We start from the raw sequence: 15,041 nt of genomic DNA, 5'->3' as shown, positions 1-15,041 counted from the left end.
ATCAGTGGCCCTCCTGAGGTTCCGGATTTCCAGCGTGGCTGTTCTGGTCAAATTCAAAGGGCACGTGGGCCGCAGAAAATGGCCGGCTTGGACGCTCGGCTTCGTATTGACCGTCATCGTGGTTTTCTTCCATGCCCACATAGAGCACCCGAAGCAGGTAATAAATCCCCGCCGAGAAGACCAGGGCATACACCAGCATGTAGCCGAGCAAGGTGAATAAGGCCATGCCGCCGGTAAGGGAGGGCGTGAGCGATTCGGCGTGAGTCATCACCCCATAAACCAGCCAGGGCGCACGACCGGTTTCAGTGACAATCCAGCCAGCCAGGACCGCGAGGAACGGGGTAAAACTCATAAACCGCAGCCCGTTGAGGAACCAGGTGCTGCGCCAGTAGCGGCCGCCTGAACGGAGGATCAGGCCAGTTACCGCGCAAAGGATCATCAGCATGCCGAGGCCCACCATCACCCGAAACGCCCAGAACACAATGGCGACCGGTGGCTGCTCCGCAACCGGCGTCTCGTTCAGGCCGGGAACCTCTCCATCCCACTCGTGGGTGAGGATCAGGCTGGCGAGACCGGGCACTCCGATCTCGTAAAGGTTGCTCTGGCTATCCTGATTGGGAATGGCGAACAGGAGCAGCGGAACGTTTCGAGAGGTCTCCCAGTTACCCTCCATGGCCGCCACTTTTGTTGGCTGGTGCTCCAGGGTGTTCAGGCCGTGATAATCGCCGACCACGGCTTGCGTTGGGGCAATGAACAATATCAACCACAGACACATCGAGAGTGCTTTTCGATTGGCCTCAACCTCGCGTCCGCGCAACAGATACCAGGCACTGACGCCAGCCACCACAAAGCTCCCGGTAAGAAAGGAGGCGAGGGCCATGTGCAGGAATCGATAGGGGAAGGACGGATTAAAAATCGCCTCACTCCAGGACGTAATATGGAAAACGCCCTCCCTGAGTTCGTAACCCGCGGGTGTGTGCATCCAGCTGTTAGCCGACAGAATCCAGAATGATGAAATGAAAGTACCCGTGGCCACCATCACCGCCGCTAGCAGATGCACACCGGCTGGAACCTTGTCGCGTCCAAACAGGAGAATGCCCAGGAAGACCGCCTCCAGGAAAAAGGCAGTAATGACCTCGTAACTGAGTACTGGCCCGAGAAAGTTTGCGGAGGCCTGGGCAAAGTTGCTCCAGTTAGTACCGAACTGAAACGACATCACAATGCCGGACACCACGCCCATGCCGAAGACTACCGCAAACACTGTGGTCCAGAAGGCTGACAGCTTGGCCCAGACGCCATCTCCGGTTTTGAAGGCCAATCCTTCCAGAACGGCGATGAACGAGGCCAGGCCAATGGTAAACACCGGGAATATGGCGTGAAAAGACACCACAAACGCGAACTGGATTCGCGAGAGCAGAAGAGGATCTAGTTCCATGGGAACCCTCCGGTAACTCACACATCTCAATAAACGAGAGCAAGAACTCCCGCGGCCGCTGCCTTGGCGCCTATTGTCTGTTGTTATTACCGGCAGATGGTTACCATGCTACTAAAAACACGGGTAAATCCGATAGGGTGAATTGCCGCTCCCGTGATCTGAGACAATGATGGTGACATTATGAGCTTTTACGAAGAACGGATTTTGCCCCACCTGATCGACCGTGCCTGCTCGGTGGGTCAGGTGATGAAGCTGCGCCAACAGATAGTACCGGAAGCTCGCGGCGTGGTACTTGAGGTGGGCATGGGATCTGGCATAAACCTGCAATTCTACAAGCCCGATTCAGTGGAACTGGTTTATGGCCTGGAGCCGTCAGAGGGGATGCGCCGAAAGGCCTCCGCCAATCTGGAACGCTCACCGGTTGAGGTGAAGTGGCTCGACCTGCCAGGCGAAAAGATTCCATTGGCGGACGAGAGTGTGGATACCGTGTTGTTGACCTTCACACTGTGCACCATCCCCGATTGGAACGCAGCATTACAGCAGATGAAACGCGTACTAAAGCCTGGGGGAATTTTGCTGTTCCTGGAACACGGTGAATCGCCGGATGCCAGCACCCAGAAGTGGCAACACCGGATTACACCAGGTTGGCGCAAAATTGCGGGCGGCTGCCACCTGAACCGGCACATTGCTGACCTTATTCGCAGCGCTGGCTTCGAGATCACCGAGCTGGAAAACCTCTATGTACCCAAGACCCCCAGGATCGCGGGTTACATATACAAAGGCCGGGCCACTAAGCCGACCAACGCCTGACAGGTGAGGGTGCCGGGAATCGGAATTGCGTTACCGAACCGGCCCTTATACAATTCCGCCCGTCTGATTGCCCTCCGATGCTCCGGTGGTGAAATTGGTAGACACAAGAGACTTAAAATCTCTCGACCTCACGGTCGTGCCGGTTCGATTCCGGCCCGGAGCACCATTAAAAACAATAAGTTGGCAATACTCCCTCATCCACACTTTGTTTGTTGTTTCATGGTGTAGACGTAATGTAGACGCCAAGTGATTCGTCCTGCCTGGAATTAGCCGGGCTTTCCCAGTAAAAAGGGTCACACGACAACTAAAGTTGGCGTTTTGAGAACGGAAAGGTGGAGTTGCTGGTTTCCAGTGAAGCTGGTTTTGGGATGTTAAGATTATGATGGTGGGCTTAAGCTAGTTAGAACGATCGATACCCTAAAAACAGACCCAGCCTCCAAGGCCCCCCGGAAGACTGAGTCTGCTATAGGGTAACGGTTGCAAGCTTCGTGTGTATCCTCCTCGCTCTCAACCAAGCTGCAGACCGGGTCAGTGTGCTAGAGGAATTCTGATCTAATTAAAGATCAGTGTTTCGGCAACCCAGCCAATTACGGCTAGGCTGCCGACGCTTCCAACAGATGGTAGAGTAGGGTGTTAGTAGTTGAGATACAAGTAGGGCGACCGTAGCTCTTTCTTCGCTAAATTGTAGAAAATACTTTTATCACTGTCCCAGCTGAAGAACCAAGTATCGTTCTTGAAGTTGTCGCAAATTTTCTTAGCGATAGCGTGTTTTTCACTTTTGGGAACTCCGTCCATGTGCTTCCGCATCAACTGCTCCCTCAGCTTCGTTTTCGTAGATGATGAGATATAAGGACAAGTTAAACTATCTACGAAAAACAGAAAAAGTTCCGAATGCTTGAAAGGCCTAGCCTGACGGTCAAGCTTTTCTATAATTCCATTCTCAATTTTTAATCTCAACTCCTTGGCTGATTCGTGATCTCCGAGGTAAAACAGGAACGACATCGCAGAGAAGTAATCAAGGTCGATAGAGTCCTCTGAGATCACTCTTTTCGGTAGGAACGAAGACAACACCTCTGGGGAAAATCGGTAACGATCACCGAGTTCTTTATGTAAGATGAGAAGATTGAGAAACTCATGAGGGAAGCTTGAGTCATTGTTGGCTGGACTTCTAAGCGTTGTTAGTATTTCGTCAGAAATAACCTTCTTTAAGCTTTCCTCTTGATCAGTGCCAAGCTTTTTTGAGATAGATATAATTACAAGCAGTATCTGACAAACGAGATAGCTGGGCCTGTAACGCATATCCATAGAGAAACAATAAAGACATAACGTAATAATTGACTTAAGGTATGTGAATCCTCTTACGCTGTCTGGATTTAGTGATTTGGACAGAATGGTATTCTGTAGGTGTACAAGTCTGTTGCGCATTCCAGTAAGAAATATATTTGTCGAAGCCTCATAGCCAATTCCATTCTGTTTTGCGATCGATTTATATTTTGAAATATAAGTTAGATCCAAGTTTCGTAAATTCTGATGGCTATTTATAAATCGAAAATAGGATGAGCTGGATTCTTCTTTTTCAACCTCAACAAATCTATCGAAAAGCTCATTTACCAATGAGCTTGCCTGCTGTTTCGCAACTGATTCGTTTGTGATGAAGGGTCTATAAGATAAAATTATCTTTGACTCATTAAGGTGTAGGTTGAATTTCTCCAATTCACTCCTAAAGATGTGCATTATAGCTTTGGCTTGCTCTTCGTTCTGAGCAAAAACGAAATAATCGTCGACATATCTTTTAATCTTAAAGTTCTCGAATCCTTCTTGGTGAAGAAGTCTACGACTATTTTCGTCTATCCGCTGCAAAATTATCTCAGAAAATATTCGGGAAAATTCCGGGCCAATCAATATTCCGTTGGTCTCGTTTGAATTAGATCGTTGCATTATTCTGTCAAATTTCCCCTCGAAAGAGGAGCTTTTAATATCAGGTAAATTATCTTTTACGAATTGCTTGTCCTTGACGGCCCAAGTTATAGAGTGCGTATAGATGCTTTGAAAACACTTCGACACATCAAACTGAAGCATAACCTTAAATTGACGTTCTAGACGCTGGAATAAATAAGAGTCATAGAACTTAAATAGTAAGGGGAAGTCTCTATATTGAAAATAGGATGAGGCATATCGATTGTCATCATCACCCGCATTTTTTTTATGTTCGACTAAATCGTCTCTTAAAACTCTTGTGAAACGCAGTGTGGCCTGCTTTTCAATAAAATGTGACGCAACCTTGTATGGCGCCCTGAGCGAAGCTTTGCTTCTGCTGCAGAGCGAAGTTATTATCGATTGAAAGTTATCATAAAAGTCTACGAAAGAGAACTGAATAGCAGGATGAGGCAGGCTTACTTTACGAGTTGAGCTTGAGCTTTTTACTATTCTATAGGTAAATGGATACGATTCCGATTCATTGTAAATAAGTTTTAGAAAACAGTTGTGGAATTTTTCAAGCTCGCCATTTCTAAATTTTTTATGGAATGAGTCGTTCGAAAATAGGACCGGAACTTCGTAGGGTAAAGTTTCAGTCAACAGGATTCGATATTTATCGCTTCTATTTACTTTCTTGACTTTACCCATTAGTCCAGCACTTCCTTATTTCCACTACATCATCGTATGTAAATTTATGACTAATTCTTTCTCTGAATCCAGTACAGAATGAAAACTTTCTCAGGTACCGTTTGTCTTGACCATTTAAAACTGAGCTCAAAGTTCGTCCAAGTTTTCCGCGCCTTGCGTAAATAAATCTAAGTATAAAGCCATCTAAGTCTTTTAATGCATCCGATTGCTCAGGTATTTCAGAATAGTTGTAATAGGTGCCTGTCTTAAGATCGTTACCAATGACCTTGGATCTAGACTTTAGGTTAAAGTTTCCCGTCAAGAACTTTAGTCGCTTGGTCAAAAGGTCAAAATCTCTGTCTTTTGAAAAAGCATAAAATGATTTTGCAATTCGAGATTTTATTTTTTTGACCTTTTTAGGTGATATGTCTATCTCGACGCTCTCGCCAGTCTTTTGGAATCTATAACCAAGGTAATCAAAATCGATTGGTTTTGGGCCAATTTTATTTTGAAATGCATCGCATTTTTTATAATTTACTTCTAATCCCATATCGATTATAGAGGTTTCAACATTTTTCATAATATCGTTCTGGTTAGGAACGCTGAATACCAATATGTCGTCGACATAGCGTGCTGAATAATATACTCCCTCAAGACCCTTAATATATTCATCGAGATTTGACAAATAGAATTCTGAAAGCGTCGAGCTTATCGATAGTCCCCTTGGTAAACCTGGTTTACTTACGAATTGACTACCTGTTAAGAGATCGTTTAACAATACCTTCGTCTTATAGGACAGAAGAGGGTCATCCCAGCATGCAGATATCAAATCCTTTGACGAAATTGATTCATAGAATGAAGCAATGTCAATTTTTATTAAAATAAATGGAGACTTTTCTTCTAGCAAGGTTTTCACTTGGTTTACTAAGGTATTCCTATCGGTATGTCGAACTCCTAAAATCTTTTTGAGATTTTGGTTTATCTTCTTTATAGCGAAGTGATCTTCTGGCTTTCGAGGTTTAAACACCAGTTTTCCGTTTCGTTGAAACGACTTGAAATCTGAGAACTCGAAGCTATCGCTGTTTATTTTTTCGGCGATTTTCGATAGTGAGGATAGTTGTTGCTCGGGTGTCGAACCGAGTTTGTGTTCAACAACTTCGGAAACAGAGCAAAGTCTATGTAACGATTTGGCAGAAAATGTTTGGTCTAACATCAGTCCATTGGTGTCATAAAGTGTGCATGTCAGTGTACTCGCTCAGATGTCCGGTCGTACAGTTATTGACAGAACTCCAAGGTGGCGGGTGAACCTCAGCATTCAGCTTCTCCCAGGTATAGGCGGTGTCGTCAGGCAATGCGGCAATTTCCGCTTCTGTAGCTTCCCGGAACTCAGTCAGTTGCTTGAGGCGTTCAAGCCATGAGCGATCAGAGCTAATCTTGGGTTCGGCCTTCTTCGGTCGCTTGATTTCCCACCGCGCCGTTCGCGTTATCCAATACTGGCCTTGAGCATAAATACCAAACAGCTTGCCTTTGGCGGGTTCGCCGTATTGGTTAACCGGGCTATCTAGGCACTCTCCGGTTCCCTGGTCGAACTCTAACCACTTGGCTATTTTGATAGGCTGATCGGCTCGCTTCGAGCAAGGGCCATTCATTGCCTCGATGAACCCTGCCCAATCGCTTTTATCAGCCGCTTGCCGGGCTTTCTCTACTACTTGAATATCCGCGTGATCCAGGCGTCGTAACTCGCGCCATACAGTCACAGGTGGCCCGCCAATCTGTTGGAACTGGCGGATACCGTGAATGCTTGCCCAGGCGCGAACGCGGGCGGCAACATCTTTGGTCAGGTTTCCGTACCAATCCTCGGCATCCTCGCCGTTTTCCTGAAACTCGCCGTCGATGTTCTTGCAGATGTATTTAACGATGTAGCCAGTTGCCGAACCACGATCATAATCGATATCGACCGCGTCAAACCTGGCTTCTTTCGCTCCTTTTTCGTCTCCGTCTTCCAACAGAGCATAGGAACGCATGATTTCAACGAGTCGTGCTTTGTGGGCGGGCTTAACAAACAGCATGAGGTGCCAATGCGGGGTTCCGTCGTGATGAGGTTCGACGATCCGCAGGCCGTACGTTCGAATTTCTTCCCGGTCTAGCTGTGCCCGAACCCGTGACCAAACTGAATTTAGGTAGGCTTGGGCTTCCCCGGGCGTCGAACCGTTGTATTTGGGGTTCAGCTGTCCGGTAACTTTGACCGGATGGTATTTGCTGGGTGTGGTGAGAGTGAGGAATACCCCGGCGTGCCCAAGGTCCTGGGCAATTTTCTCAAACCCGGAAGCGCGAACAATTAACTCTGACCGTCGAACGTAGGGATTGCTGACTGAGAGGGCGGAGAGTTCTGCAAGGGTGTATTCCTGGCACTGATCGTTAACAGCGATCATTTCCTCAAGCAAGGATCGGTTACGGGTGAGCTGTTCCTGGTGGAGCTTTAACCCCCAGTCCGATACATAGACGCCTTTTTTCTTGGACACGAGACCATACTCACGAGCCACGTTATCCAACACCCGCTTTTGTTCTTTCCTGATCAGTCGCCGCCACCAGATTTCGTCCTTGGTTCGTTCAATGCAGCCTTTGTCAGTTTGGCTTTTGGGTAGATCGAACGAATACCGTGCCAAGAGCCCGCTGATTGCTTTCAACGCTTGAGTCGGGTCTTTGATGCGTGCATTGGTTTCGCCACATACTTTGGCTCTGGATCGGGCGAAGTCTTTGAGCTGCGCATCGTCTATCGTGAACTTCAAATCGCGGCGCTGGAGCTTCGATTCCAAGTCTTCCAGGGCAATCTCCAAGGCAACGCACCCTTGATCCTGACCCATTAGGTACAGATTGGGTTCGAGCTTGGGGAAGACCTGAGGGAAACGTTTCCGGAACCGGGTTACCGCTACTCGGGTTTGGCGGGTTCCGATGGTGTATAACCGGCCCTGCGTTCGGTAGTACCGAAACTGCTTTTGGTCTGAGGGCGTCATTAAACCCTCCGGTAACGGTCTGGGACTGAATAACTACTGGGTCTTTGACGGTCAGTTTTGACGGATAGACCCAACGGTTGTGGCCGACTGGAGACTGTACCTGTACCTATAGGTGCAGCCCCTGGGTTATGTACCTGAGCGTTTCCCCTTGGTATGACTGGGGGGAGCCGGTAGGGGCGGGGGGACCTACACCTAATAGGTTCAGGTTCACTATATCGGAACCCGGGCTGACACGATGGATTCATCACGCAACCTGGGACGTCGAGAGGCGAACCTGCTTTTCTATGTATTCTTCGAGATCGTTTAGACGGTATCGAACGGTTCGACTGCCCACCTTGATAAAGGGAATGCGGGCGCCGGCCCAGCGGTCTCGTTCAAGAAAGGCCTTGCTGACGCCGAGGTAGTCGGCGGCTTCTTTGGTGTTTAAGAGTGAGTTGGTCATTGAGTACCCCATAGCTTGTCGCGTTTTGTCTGAGGTACTTTGGCGTGAAAGGCCGTTCTGAAATATGTGGTCTAGGCTGGACCAGTATTTTATAGTCCCAGACCAGTATTTTTCGTTCTCTAACCTTCGGATATTTATAGTTTTTTAGTTACGGTTTTCGAGGGCTCGAAAGGAAAAATGTTTCAAAACTGCTGTATGGAAGATTTTATGGGGCGGCTGCAGAAGAACAAATTTGCACTAATGAGCAATAATGAACTCTTGGCCTACCTTTGGGAACGCTACTGTTCAGAGGGCATTGCTAGTCTGTCTTACCCGGAGTTGAAAAAGGAAAAAGGGCTTTACTTCCAAATGTATGGGAAGGGCCTAAAGATCAATGATGTTATTTCAAAGCTTGGACTGGAGGAGGAATACCAAGAATACAAGAACAATAACTTCACCAAACGAGTTGATGGAGTAACGCAGAGGCGTTGGACCTGGGCGCGAGTCCTGGAAGAAGCCGCTGAAGTGGCTAACCAGATGGGCTTTTTGCCGCCTGCGCAGTGGTTCCAGCAGAATGGTAAAGGCTCGCTCGTGTTTGCCGTGTACAAATTCAACAAGACATGGACTGATCTGCGAGAAGAATTTGATTGCTTTAAAACGAGTGACTTTGTCCAATCGAGAAATGGCATGAGATGGCGTAGTCATCCGGAAGCTTCACTTTCCAATTTTTTGTATTCGAGAGGGATCGAGCATAAAAAAGGCGAGAAATATCCGGAGCAATACAGCGAGTACGGTGACTCATCTTATGGATATTATGACCTTCACTTTAAGTCATCGCTAGGTTCTTGGGTTGATGTGGAAATTTGGGGCGACAAGCCCAATGGCCACGCAGAAGACCGATACGAAAAGGTTAGACTCGCTAAAGAACGGTTTAACAAGGTAAATCCGAACTTCTTGGGAATTGAGCACAAAGATTGTTTTAACGATGATCTGTTGGCTGAAATTCTGGATTTTCACATCGGGCAAATAGAACCATTTGTTTTCGATAGACCAACCGATAAAGTTCTGCAGCCCACTCATTGGTCAAACGCCGATGAACTGATCGAATATTGTAAAGAGATCGCGGCTTGTCAGCCGGACGGTCTTTTCCCAACAGAGGAATGGCTTCGAAAGCGGGGTAAATGGCGGAGCCGACCAGGCCCCACATACAACACGGTATCTATTTATATTAAGACGTGGATTGGTGGTATCCGAAAACTAAGGCGAATCTTGGGTCAGGAAGAGGGAAGCACCATCGAGTGGACCCGAGAATCTGCACTCAAAGAGTACAAAGCTTTTTACCAAGAGCACGGTATTCTTCCTGGGCAGGCCAGAAGGGCTGGTGTCGGAATAGCGGAAGAGGTCAAAAAGAAAGCTGTTCGGGTGCTCGCCGCAGTAAACAAACACTTTGGCACTGCTACAGAGGCAAACCAAGAGCTTGGCTTGGTAGTTGACAGAAAGACAAAATGGTCGACGGAAGAGTTAATTGCCCAAGCACAGAAACTCTATAAGGCGTATGGCCTTACGCCGGGGCAAATAAAAAACCTGAATTCTGATGATAAGCTTCTATTTGGTGTCTTGGATTGTGACAAAGTGGATGCTGGCAAAATTGCAGATCGAGCAAGCGCTTATTTTGATAGCGCTAAGTCTTTTTACGATGCTTGTGGCATCGAGGCAACCGATATGAGGTTGCTGCGACGCCAAGCGGAGCTGTCCTAAGTGGGTGAATGCAAGTTTAGAAGAAGATCATGGTTGAGGAATCTGAGAGCCTGGCCGCCCCCTTCTATTTTCGGGAGGCCTTGGGTCCAGTTCCCGAATCCAATTCCGAACCGTGTTCGGGTCTGAGTAGTAAGCCGCACCACAGTATTTTTGCATGGCTTCGTGTTCAATAATTTGGGCTTGGGTGAGGCAAGGGTTTTCTTTCCAGATCTTACCCGCGACCTCTTTCGCCAAGATTCTATGCTTTTGAGCGCTAGATAATCGGTCCCAAAAACGATCGATCATATCCTGCGTCAATCTTGTTGAAGAAAGCGTGTGCGTGTCTTGTTGCTCTTCTTCACCTTCAGCCTGCGGGTTTTTCTCTATTTCTCGATAGATGCTTCCTGTTGACTTAAAGTTTTCCAGTTCTTGAGTTGAAAACCAGAAAGCTGGAAGTCCTAAACTCTGTTTTTGGCAGAGCTCCTGTATCGCTAGGCGATCGAGGTGAATTGTCTCCAATCGAGCTTTATCGAACGCTCTGCCCTTAAAGCATTCGTCAAGACCTTCAATGGCGTTCAGGTGTGGTCTTGACCATTTATCTAAGGCTTCGAAATAGGCCTCTTTTCGTATGGTTAGATCAAGGCTTTCTAGCTCTTCAGCTGGAAGCTCGTCGAACTTCTCTCCAATTTCTGCTCGCAAATCGAGCTCGAATTCGAAACTTTCGAAATCACAGAAAGTACGTTCGCTTTTTAGCTCGACCCCGCTTTGTTTGAGGATAGGCAGTTCCTGGCGGCTCTGCATAAGGGTAATAATGCGCAGAATATCCTGAACGTTCAGGGGTAGCGCTTTTGGATCGGAAGTGTTGGGATCACAGTCGAACCAGCGGTGGGCTATTTCCCAGATGCTCAGATGACCAATTTCACGGAGGATCATTTCAGGCTCCCATTAGGCCGTGATGTTTCAAAGTTGCGAAAGAAGAAGTCAGTAATTTTATCCATCGGCACACGCAAGCGCTCAACGTCAAAGATGATATAGCCCTCGGTTACGTCGTTCGGGTCTTTGTGGTTGATCAGTCGTTTTAGGGCGTAGGCGGGAATATCCAATCGTTCGGCAGCGGTGATAAAGGTTCGCCGTAGGTCATGTAGAGTGAAGGATACACCCGACAATTTGGTGACCCGTTTTATGGCTGTGCGAGGTTCGGAAAGATGCCCACGTTCCGCATCGCTGGGAAAGACAAACGGACTGGATTGATCCTCGTGCCGTCGGGTCAGAAGCTCCTCGATGGCATCACTTAACGGGAGGCGGTGAATCCGGTTGTTCTTGGTCGCGGTGATGGTCAGCGTTTTTTCTTTGAAGTCGATCTGATCCCAGGTGAGGGTGGCCGCTTCGGTGCGCCGTAGCCCGGTCAGCAGAACCAAGTGCAGGTAATCCCGCGTGGTCTGGCTGTTCAGCTGCATGGTGGCATCGTACCAGGGCTTTAACTGGTGATCCTTGATCAGCGTTTGCCGACGCTCAACCTTGTACCAAGCCCTTTGGTGACTGAGGACGTCTACAGGGTTCGCCACGAGGAACGGCTTGCCGGAAGCGTCCTGATAGCGTTGCAGGGCGTGATTGAAGATCGCCCGGAGGATTCGCATCCCGTTATCGGCGCGGGCAGGGCTGCGAGCTCCGTATTCGGCGTGGCGACTAATCACCATATCCCGCGAAATGTCGCTCAGGGCTTTGGTCTGCCAGTCCTTGAACATTTCGCTCATTGAGCGTTTGTAGTCGTTGAGGGTGTTCGGCTTCAGGTTCTTTCGAGTGGCGAGATAATCCTGAAAGGCATCGCTAAGTGTAATGCGTTTGGCCCGACGCTCCTTAACCTCACGGATGGGATCGATGCCCGAGGCGACCTGGCCAAGAAATTTTTGGGCTTCCTTCCGGGCCTGCTCGACGGTCAGATTGCCATACCGGCCCAGGGTCTTTCGCTTAACCCGGCCATCGACTCGCTTTTCCACGATGAAGGATTTTGCACCGCCGCTGGTCACTCGCAGGCCAAACCCGGCAATGACCGAATCCCGATAAAAGGCCTGAGTGGATTTGCCGTCCTGGCCGATGTCAGGGAGGGGCACTTTATCGACAAAGCTCTTGGTTATTCGCACAGGTGGGGGCTCCACTCGAATTCGTCAGAAAGTCCCTTGTGTCTCCATGTAGACACTATGTAGACAAAATCGGTCAAATTCTAGCGGATTTCTTCAAACAACCGCAAACAACGATTTTTAGGAAAGCGCCATAAGGCACTGTTTTATAGTACTTATTAAAAGCTAATCCAATTTCTTCAAAGAAGGACTCTAATAACTTAAAATCTCTCGACCTCACGGTCGTGCCGGTTCGATTCCGGCCCGGAGCACCATCTATCTTGTTTCTAGCCTTTACCCTTGAATCAAAACCTGTTGCTAATCGTCACGCCGATAGGGCGGGCTCGGGTTTTCGTCTGCACCAAAATATTGCCCGTCAGCTGGACATTGAACTCGGTATCCGGGTGTTTACGGGAGGCTAGCCCTTCGATAACGGCGAACCTCTATCCAGCCATGAGCTAGCAGAGCCGAGAATACGATCACCCCGCCGAACAGGCTGAGCGTGGTGGGCACTTCGCCCAATACCAGCCAGACCAGAAAGGCCCCGATTATCGTCTCCAGAAGCAGCATCATGCTGACTTCCGCCGCTGGTATGTAGCGTGGACTGATCTGAATCAGTGTGGCGGCGATCGGCAGAAAAAACAGGCACAACAAACCGATAAACAAGCTGTCCCGAACCGATGGCAGCTTGGCGCCTCCGGCTATGGCAGCCAGTGCGGCTAACACCAGTGCTCCGAACATCAGCATCACGCTCATGTCGGCATCGGGCCGTGAGCGGGCCACATTCAGGTTGGCTGCAAGGGCCGTGGCCGCAACACCGGCCATGACCAACCCCAGTGGTTCACCTCGCCCCCATTCGCCAATGGCCATGATGGAGGCCCCGGTCACGCACACCACAATAATCACCCAGGTTCGAAGTGGCAGTGTTTCCTTCCAGACCAACCAGGCAATGAGGGCGGCAATAACCGGTGCGGTGTTCAGGATGATAAGCACATTGCCGGCAGCGGTGTTTTTCATTCCCATCACGAAACCCAGGGTGCTGACTGCGAAGGCGCAGGCGCAGAACCAGCCCTTCCAGCCGCACCGCTTCATTTCGGGGACTAGCTGTGAGCGGTAACGCACCGTGTTAATAATCAGGAAGCTGACGGCAAGTAACAGGCCCCGCCAGAACAAAAATACCACCGGATCCACCGAGGTGATTTTCACGAGCAGGGCATCGGGTGTGATAAACAGAACCCCAAGCGCCGCGATGGCCAGTCCTTTGATGCGTGTGGTGTGCAATGGTTACTTCCCTTTAAATGAGCAGTCGGGCCCGTCAGTTGGTTACGGACTGTCCTGCTTGGGCACCGGTTCAATTCGGTTTATATCGCCGGTAGGCGGTTCCGGTTCATCCTGATAGACCACCAGCAAGCCACCGCCAATAATGGCTACCGCGACAATGGCCTTAAAAATCGTCGACTTCAACATCAGTGTCTCCTTTTAATGCGCGATTCACTGCCACTTACCTGTAGGTCACAGCCTCGGATCACAACCCCAAAAAATTACTGAACATCCGACAAAAGTCGTTTCGACAGTGTGAGAGGCCTGGTTAATACTGAAGGTTCTAACAAATATCTTCGGAACCCAACCGGGAGGAGCCGCTATGGCGTCTGCAGAGGAACCCTTGCTGCACCAATACAGCGAGAATGGGATCACCACGCTGACCCTGGATCAGCCGCAACGGCGCAACAGCCTGTCGATGGCCATGCTTGAGGAACTGTCGACCGCCCTGGAACAGGTGGCTCAGGATTCGGAAACCCGCGTCGTTGTTCTGGCTGCCCATGGCAATGTGTTTTGTGCCGGGCATGATCTTACGGAGATTCAGAATCGATTCGATGACCATGAGTTTCAGCTGGCCCTGTTCAAGTTGTGCAGCAAGGTGATGCAGCAGATCGTCAATCTCCCGAAACCGGTGATTGCCCGGGTTGCTGGTGTCGCCACCGCCGCTGGCTGCCAACTGGTTGCCAGTTGTGACCTTGCCGTGGCGGCAGACACTGCACGGTTTGCCACTCCAGGCGTCAACATTGGTTTGTTCTGTTCCACGCCCATGGTCGCGCTGTCACGCAATGTCAGCCGCAAGCACGCCATGGAAATGTTGCTTACCGGCGAGTTGATCGGCGCCGCCCGCGCGGAAACCATCGGCCTGGTTAACCGGGTGGTGGACGAGCAGGTGCTGGATGAGACTGTGTATCGTATGGCCCGCACCATTGCGGACAAATCCGGTCAGGCGGTAAAAGTGGGCAAAGAAGCTTTTTACCGACAACTGGAGTTGCCACTGGCCGATGCCTACGAATTTACGTCTCAGGTGATGGCGGAGAACATGCAGGCCAGTGATGCCCGTGAGGGTATCTGTGCGTTTCTGGAAAAACGCAATCCGGAATGGAGCAAAGATTAAAGGCGACTAAAAGGTGCGGATAGGGCGGTTAGGGACTGGGGCAGTGTTCTGTTCCAATCATCAGCCGGTCGCCCACTTCGATACCTTGGTCTGAAAAGAAATCCAGGTTCATTTCCACGGCGGATTGAAAGGCCGCGCCAGCCGGGTAGGTGGGACAGCTACTTGCGCTGTCTGTCTCGCATGGCGCCATCTGGCGAATACTGGCAATTTTGCCCTGTTCATCCAGATAGGCGATATCGAGATCAAGCTGGGTTTTGTACATCCAGAAGCCGCGATCCGGGCTCTGAAGATCCGGGTACTGGAACAGCATGCCCTCGTCTTCCTCCAGAGACTCACGCCCCATCAACCCTGTTTGTCGCTGGCTGAATTCCCGGGCCACCTCGAGAGTCACCGGCACGACTCCTTTATCCGTTACAAAGCAGGCAACCACCTCTGGCAGCTTCGGCTGGGGAACAGAAGAGTCAGCTGC

General features: G+C 49.6%; 13 protein-coding genes and 1 tRNA gene. 4 read left to right on the top strand and 10 right to left on the bottom strand.

Annotation, left to right across the window (positions count from 1 at the left end; translation table 11 throughout):
* Position 1 precedes the first annotated feature (1 nt).
* Entirely contained in the window at positions 2-1,435 is a 1,434-nt protein-coding gene (locus QUE89_RS08805) for a cytochrome ubiquinol oxidase subunit I (protein WP_286219734.1), read from the bottom strand.
* 180 nt (positions 1,436-1,615) lie between these two features.
* Between QUE89_RS08805 and QUE89_RS08800 the strand changes: the two genes are divergently transcribed.
* Both QUE89_RS08800 and QUE89_RS08795 read left to right on the top strand, forming a co-directional pair.
* Entirely contained in the window at positions 1,616-2,245 is a 630-nt protein-coding gene (locus tag QUE89_RS08800; protein WP_286219733.1) for a class I SAM-dependent methyltransferase, read from the top strand.
* Between the two features lie 79 nt (positions 2,246-2,324).
* Positions 2,325-2,411 (top strand) — tRNA-Leu (locus QUE89_RS08795).
* Positions 2,412-2,878: 467 nt separating this feature from the next.
* Here QUE89_RS08795 and drt3b read toward each other — a convergent pair.
* The 4 genes from drt3b to QUE89_RS08775 form a co-directional block, all read right to left on the bottom strand.
* The gene (gene drt3b / locus QUE89_RS08790; RefSeq protein WP_286219732.1) at positions 2,879-4,870 is read right to left on the bottom strand and encodes an antiviral reverse transcriptase Drt3b; all 1,992 of its coding nucleotides are present in this window, start codon (positions 4,868-4,870) and stop codon (positions 2,879-2,881) included.
* A complete protein-coding gene (gene drt3a / locus QUE89_RS08785) occupies positions 4,863-6,062 on the bottom strand; it encodes an antiviral reverse transcriptase Drt3a (protein WP_286219731.1) in 1,200 nt (399 codons plus the stop codon). Before drt3a ends, drt3b begins: the two co-directional genes overlap by 8 nt.
* A 13-nt stretch (positions 6,063-6,075) precedes the next feature.
* Complete coding sequence (locus QUE89_RS08780; RefSeq protein ID WP_286219730.1) at positions 6,076-7,686, bottom strand: replication endonuclease; 1,611 nt, start codon at positions 7,684-7,686, stop codon at positions 6,076-6,078.
* Between the two features lie 421 nt (positions 7,687-8,107).
* Positions 8,108-8,305: a helix-turn-helix transcriptional regulator gene (locus tag QUE89_RS08775; RefSeq protein WP_286219729.1), complete on the bottom strand. Its 198-nt coding sequence runs from the start codon at positions 8,303-8,305 to the stop codon at positions 8,108-8,110.
* Positions 8,306-8,500: 195 nt separating this feature from the next.
* On the opposite strand from QUE89_RS08775, the gene QUE89_RS08770 reads away from it, so the two are divergent.
* Complete coding sequence (locus QUE89_RS08770; RefSeq protein ID WP_286219728.1) at positions 8,501-10,042, top strand: hypothetical protein; 1,542 nt, start codon at positions 8,501-8,503, stop codon at positions 10,040-10,042.
* A gap of 27 nt (positions 10,043-10,069) precedes the next feature.
* Here the strand turns inward: QUE89_RS08770 and QUE89_RS08765 are convergent, their stop codons facing one another.
* From QUE89_RS08765 to QUE89_RS08750, 4 genes are all read right to left on the bottom strand, one after another.
* Positions 10,070-10,954 (bottom strand): hypothetical protein, encoded by an 885-nt coding sequence (locus tag QUE89_RS08765; RefSeq protein WP_286219727.1) that lies wholly within the window; start codon positions 10,952-10,954, stop codon positions 10,070-10,072.
* A complete protein-coding gene (locus tag QUE89_RS08760) occupies positions 10,951-12,162 on the bottom strand; it encodes a tyrosine-type recombinase/integrase (protein WP_286219726.1) in 1,212 nt (403 codons plus the stop codon). The genes QUE89_RS08765 and QUE89_RS08760 overlap by 4 nt, the downstream gene beginning before the upstream one ends.
* A 384-nt stretch (positions 12,163-12,546) precedes the next feature.
* The gene (locus tag QUE89_RS08755; RefSeq protein WP_286219725.1) at positions 12,547-13,419 is read right to left on the bottom strand and encodes a DMT family transporter; all 873 of its coding nucleotides are present in this window, start codon (positions 13,417-13,419) and stop codon (positions 12,547-12,549) included.
* 42 nt (positions 13,420-13,461) lie between these two features.
* Positions 13,462-13,605 (bottom strand): hypothetical protein, encoded by a 144-nt coding sequence (locus QUE89_RS08750; protein ID WP_286219724.1) that lies wholly within the window; start codon positions 13,603-13,605, stop codon positions 13,462-13,464.
* 175 nt (positions 13,606-13,780) lie between these two features.
* Between QUE89_RS08750 and QUE89_RS08745 the strand changes: the two genes are divergently transcribed.
* Positions 13,781-14,572 carry an enoyl-CoA hydratase gene (locus QUE89_RS08745; protein ID WP_286219723.1) on the top strand — a complete coding sequence of 264 codons (792 nt, stop codon included), beginning with the start codon at positions 13,781-13,783 and terminating at the stop codon, positions 14,570-14,572.
* Positions 14,573-14,600: 28 nt separating this feature from the next.
* Here QUE89_RS08745 and QUE89_RS08740 read toward each other — a convergent pair whose 3' ends face one another.
* Entirely contained in the window at positions 14,601-14,963 is a 363-nt protein-coding gene (locus QUE89_RS08740; RefSeq protein ID WP_286219722.1) for a DUF192 domain-containing protein, read from the bottom strand.
* Between the last annotated feature and the right edge of the window lie 78 nt (positions 14,964-15,041).

This window comes from Marinobacter sp. LA51 (assembly GCF_030297175.1).
In the GTDB taxonomy this organism is placed as follows: Bacteria; Pseudomonadota; Gammaproteobacteria; order Pseudomonadales; family Oleiphilaceae; genus Marinobacter; species Marinobacter apostichopi.
The sequence above is the reverse complement of the archived record's forward strand: the minus strand, read 5'-3'. Positions and strand labels throughout refer to the sequence as shown.

Bases quoted from the DNA above. Each gene is read 5' to 3' on its own strand.
- QUE89_RS08805 (WP_286219734.1), bottom strand. From the start codon at position 1,435: ATGGAACTAGATCCTCTTCTGCTCTCGCGAATCCAGTTCGCGTTTGTG.
- QUE89_RS08800 (WP_286219733.1), top strand. From the start codon at position 1,616: ATGAGCTTTTACGAAGAACGGATTTTGCCCCACCTGATCGACCGTGCC.
- drt3b (WP_286219732.1), bottom strand. From the start codon at position 4,870: ATGGGTAAAGTCAAGAAAGTAAATAGAAGCGATAAATATCGAATCCTG.
- drt3a (WP_286219731.1), bottom strand. From the start codon at position 6,062: ATGTTAGACCAAACATTTTCTGCCAAATCGTTACATAGACTTTGCTCT.
- QUE89_RS08775 (WP_286219729.1), bottom strand. From the start codon at position 8,305: ATGACCAACTCACTCTTAAACACCAAAGAAGCCGCCGACTACCTCGGC.
- QUE89_RS08770 (WP_286219728.1), top strand. From the start codon at position 8,501: ATGGAAGATTTTATGGGGCGGCTGCAGAAGAACAAATTTGCACTAATG.
- QUE89_RS08765 (WP_286219727.1), bottom strand. From the start codon at position 10,954: ATGATCCTCCGTGAAATTGGTCATCTGAGCATCTGGGAAATAGCCCAC.
- QUE89_RS08750 (WP_286219724.1), bottom strand. From the start codon at position 13,605: ATGTTGAAGTCGACGATTTTTAAGGCCATTGTCGCGGTAGCCATTATT.
- QUE89_RS08745 (WP_286219723.1), top strand. From the start codon at position 13,781: ATGGCGTCTGCAGAGGAACCCTTGCTGCACCAATACAGCGAGAATGGG.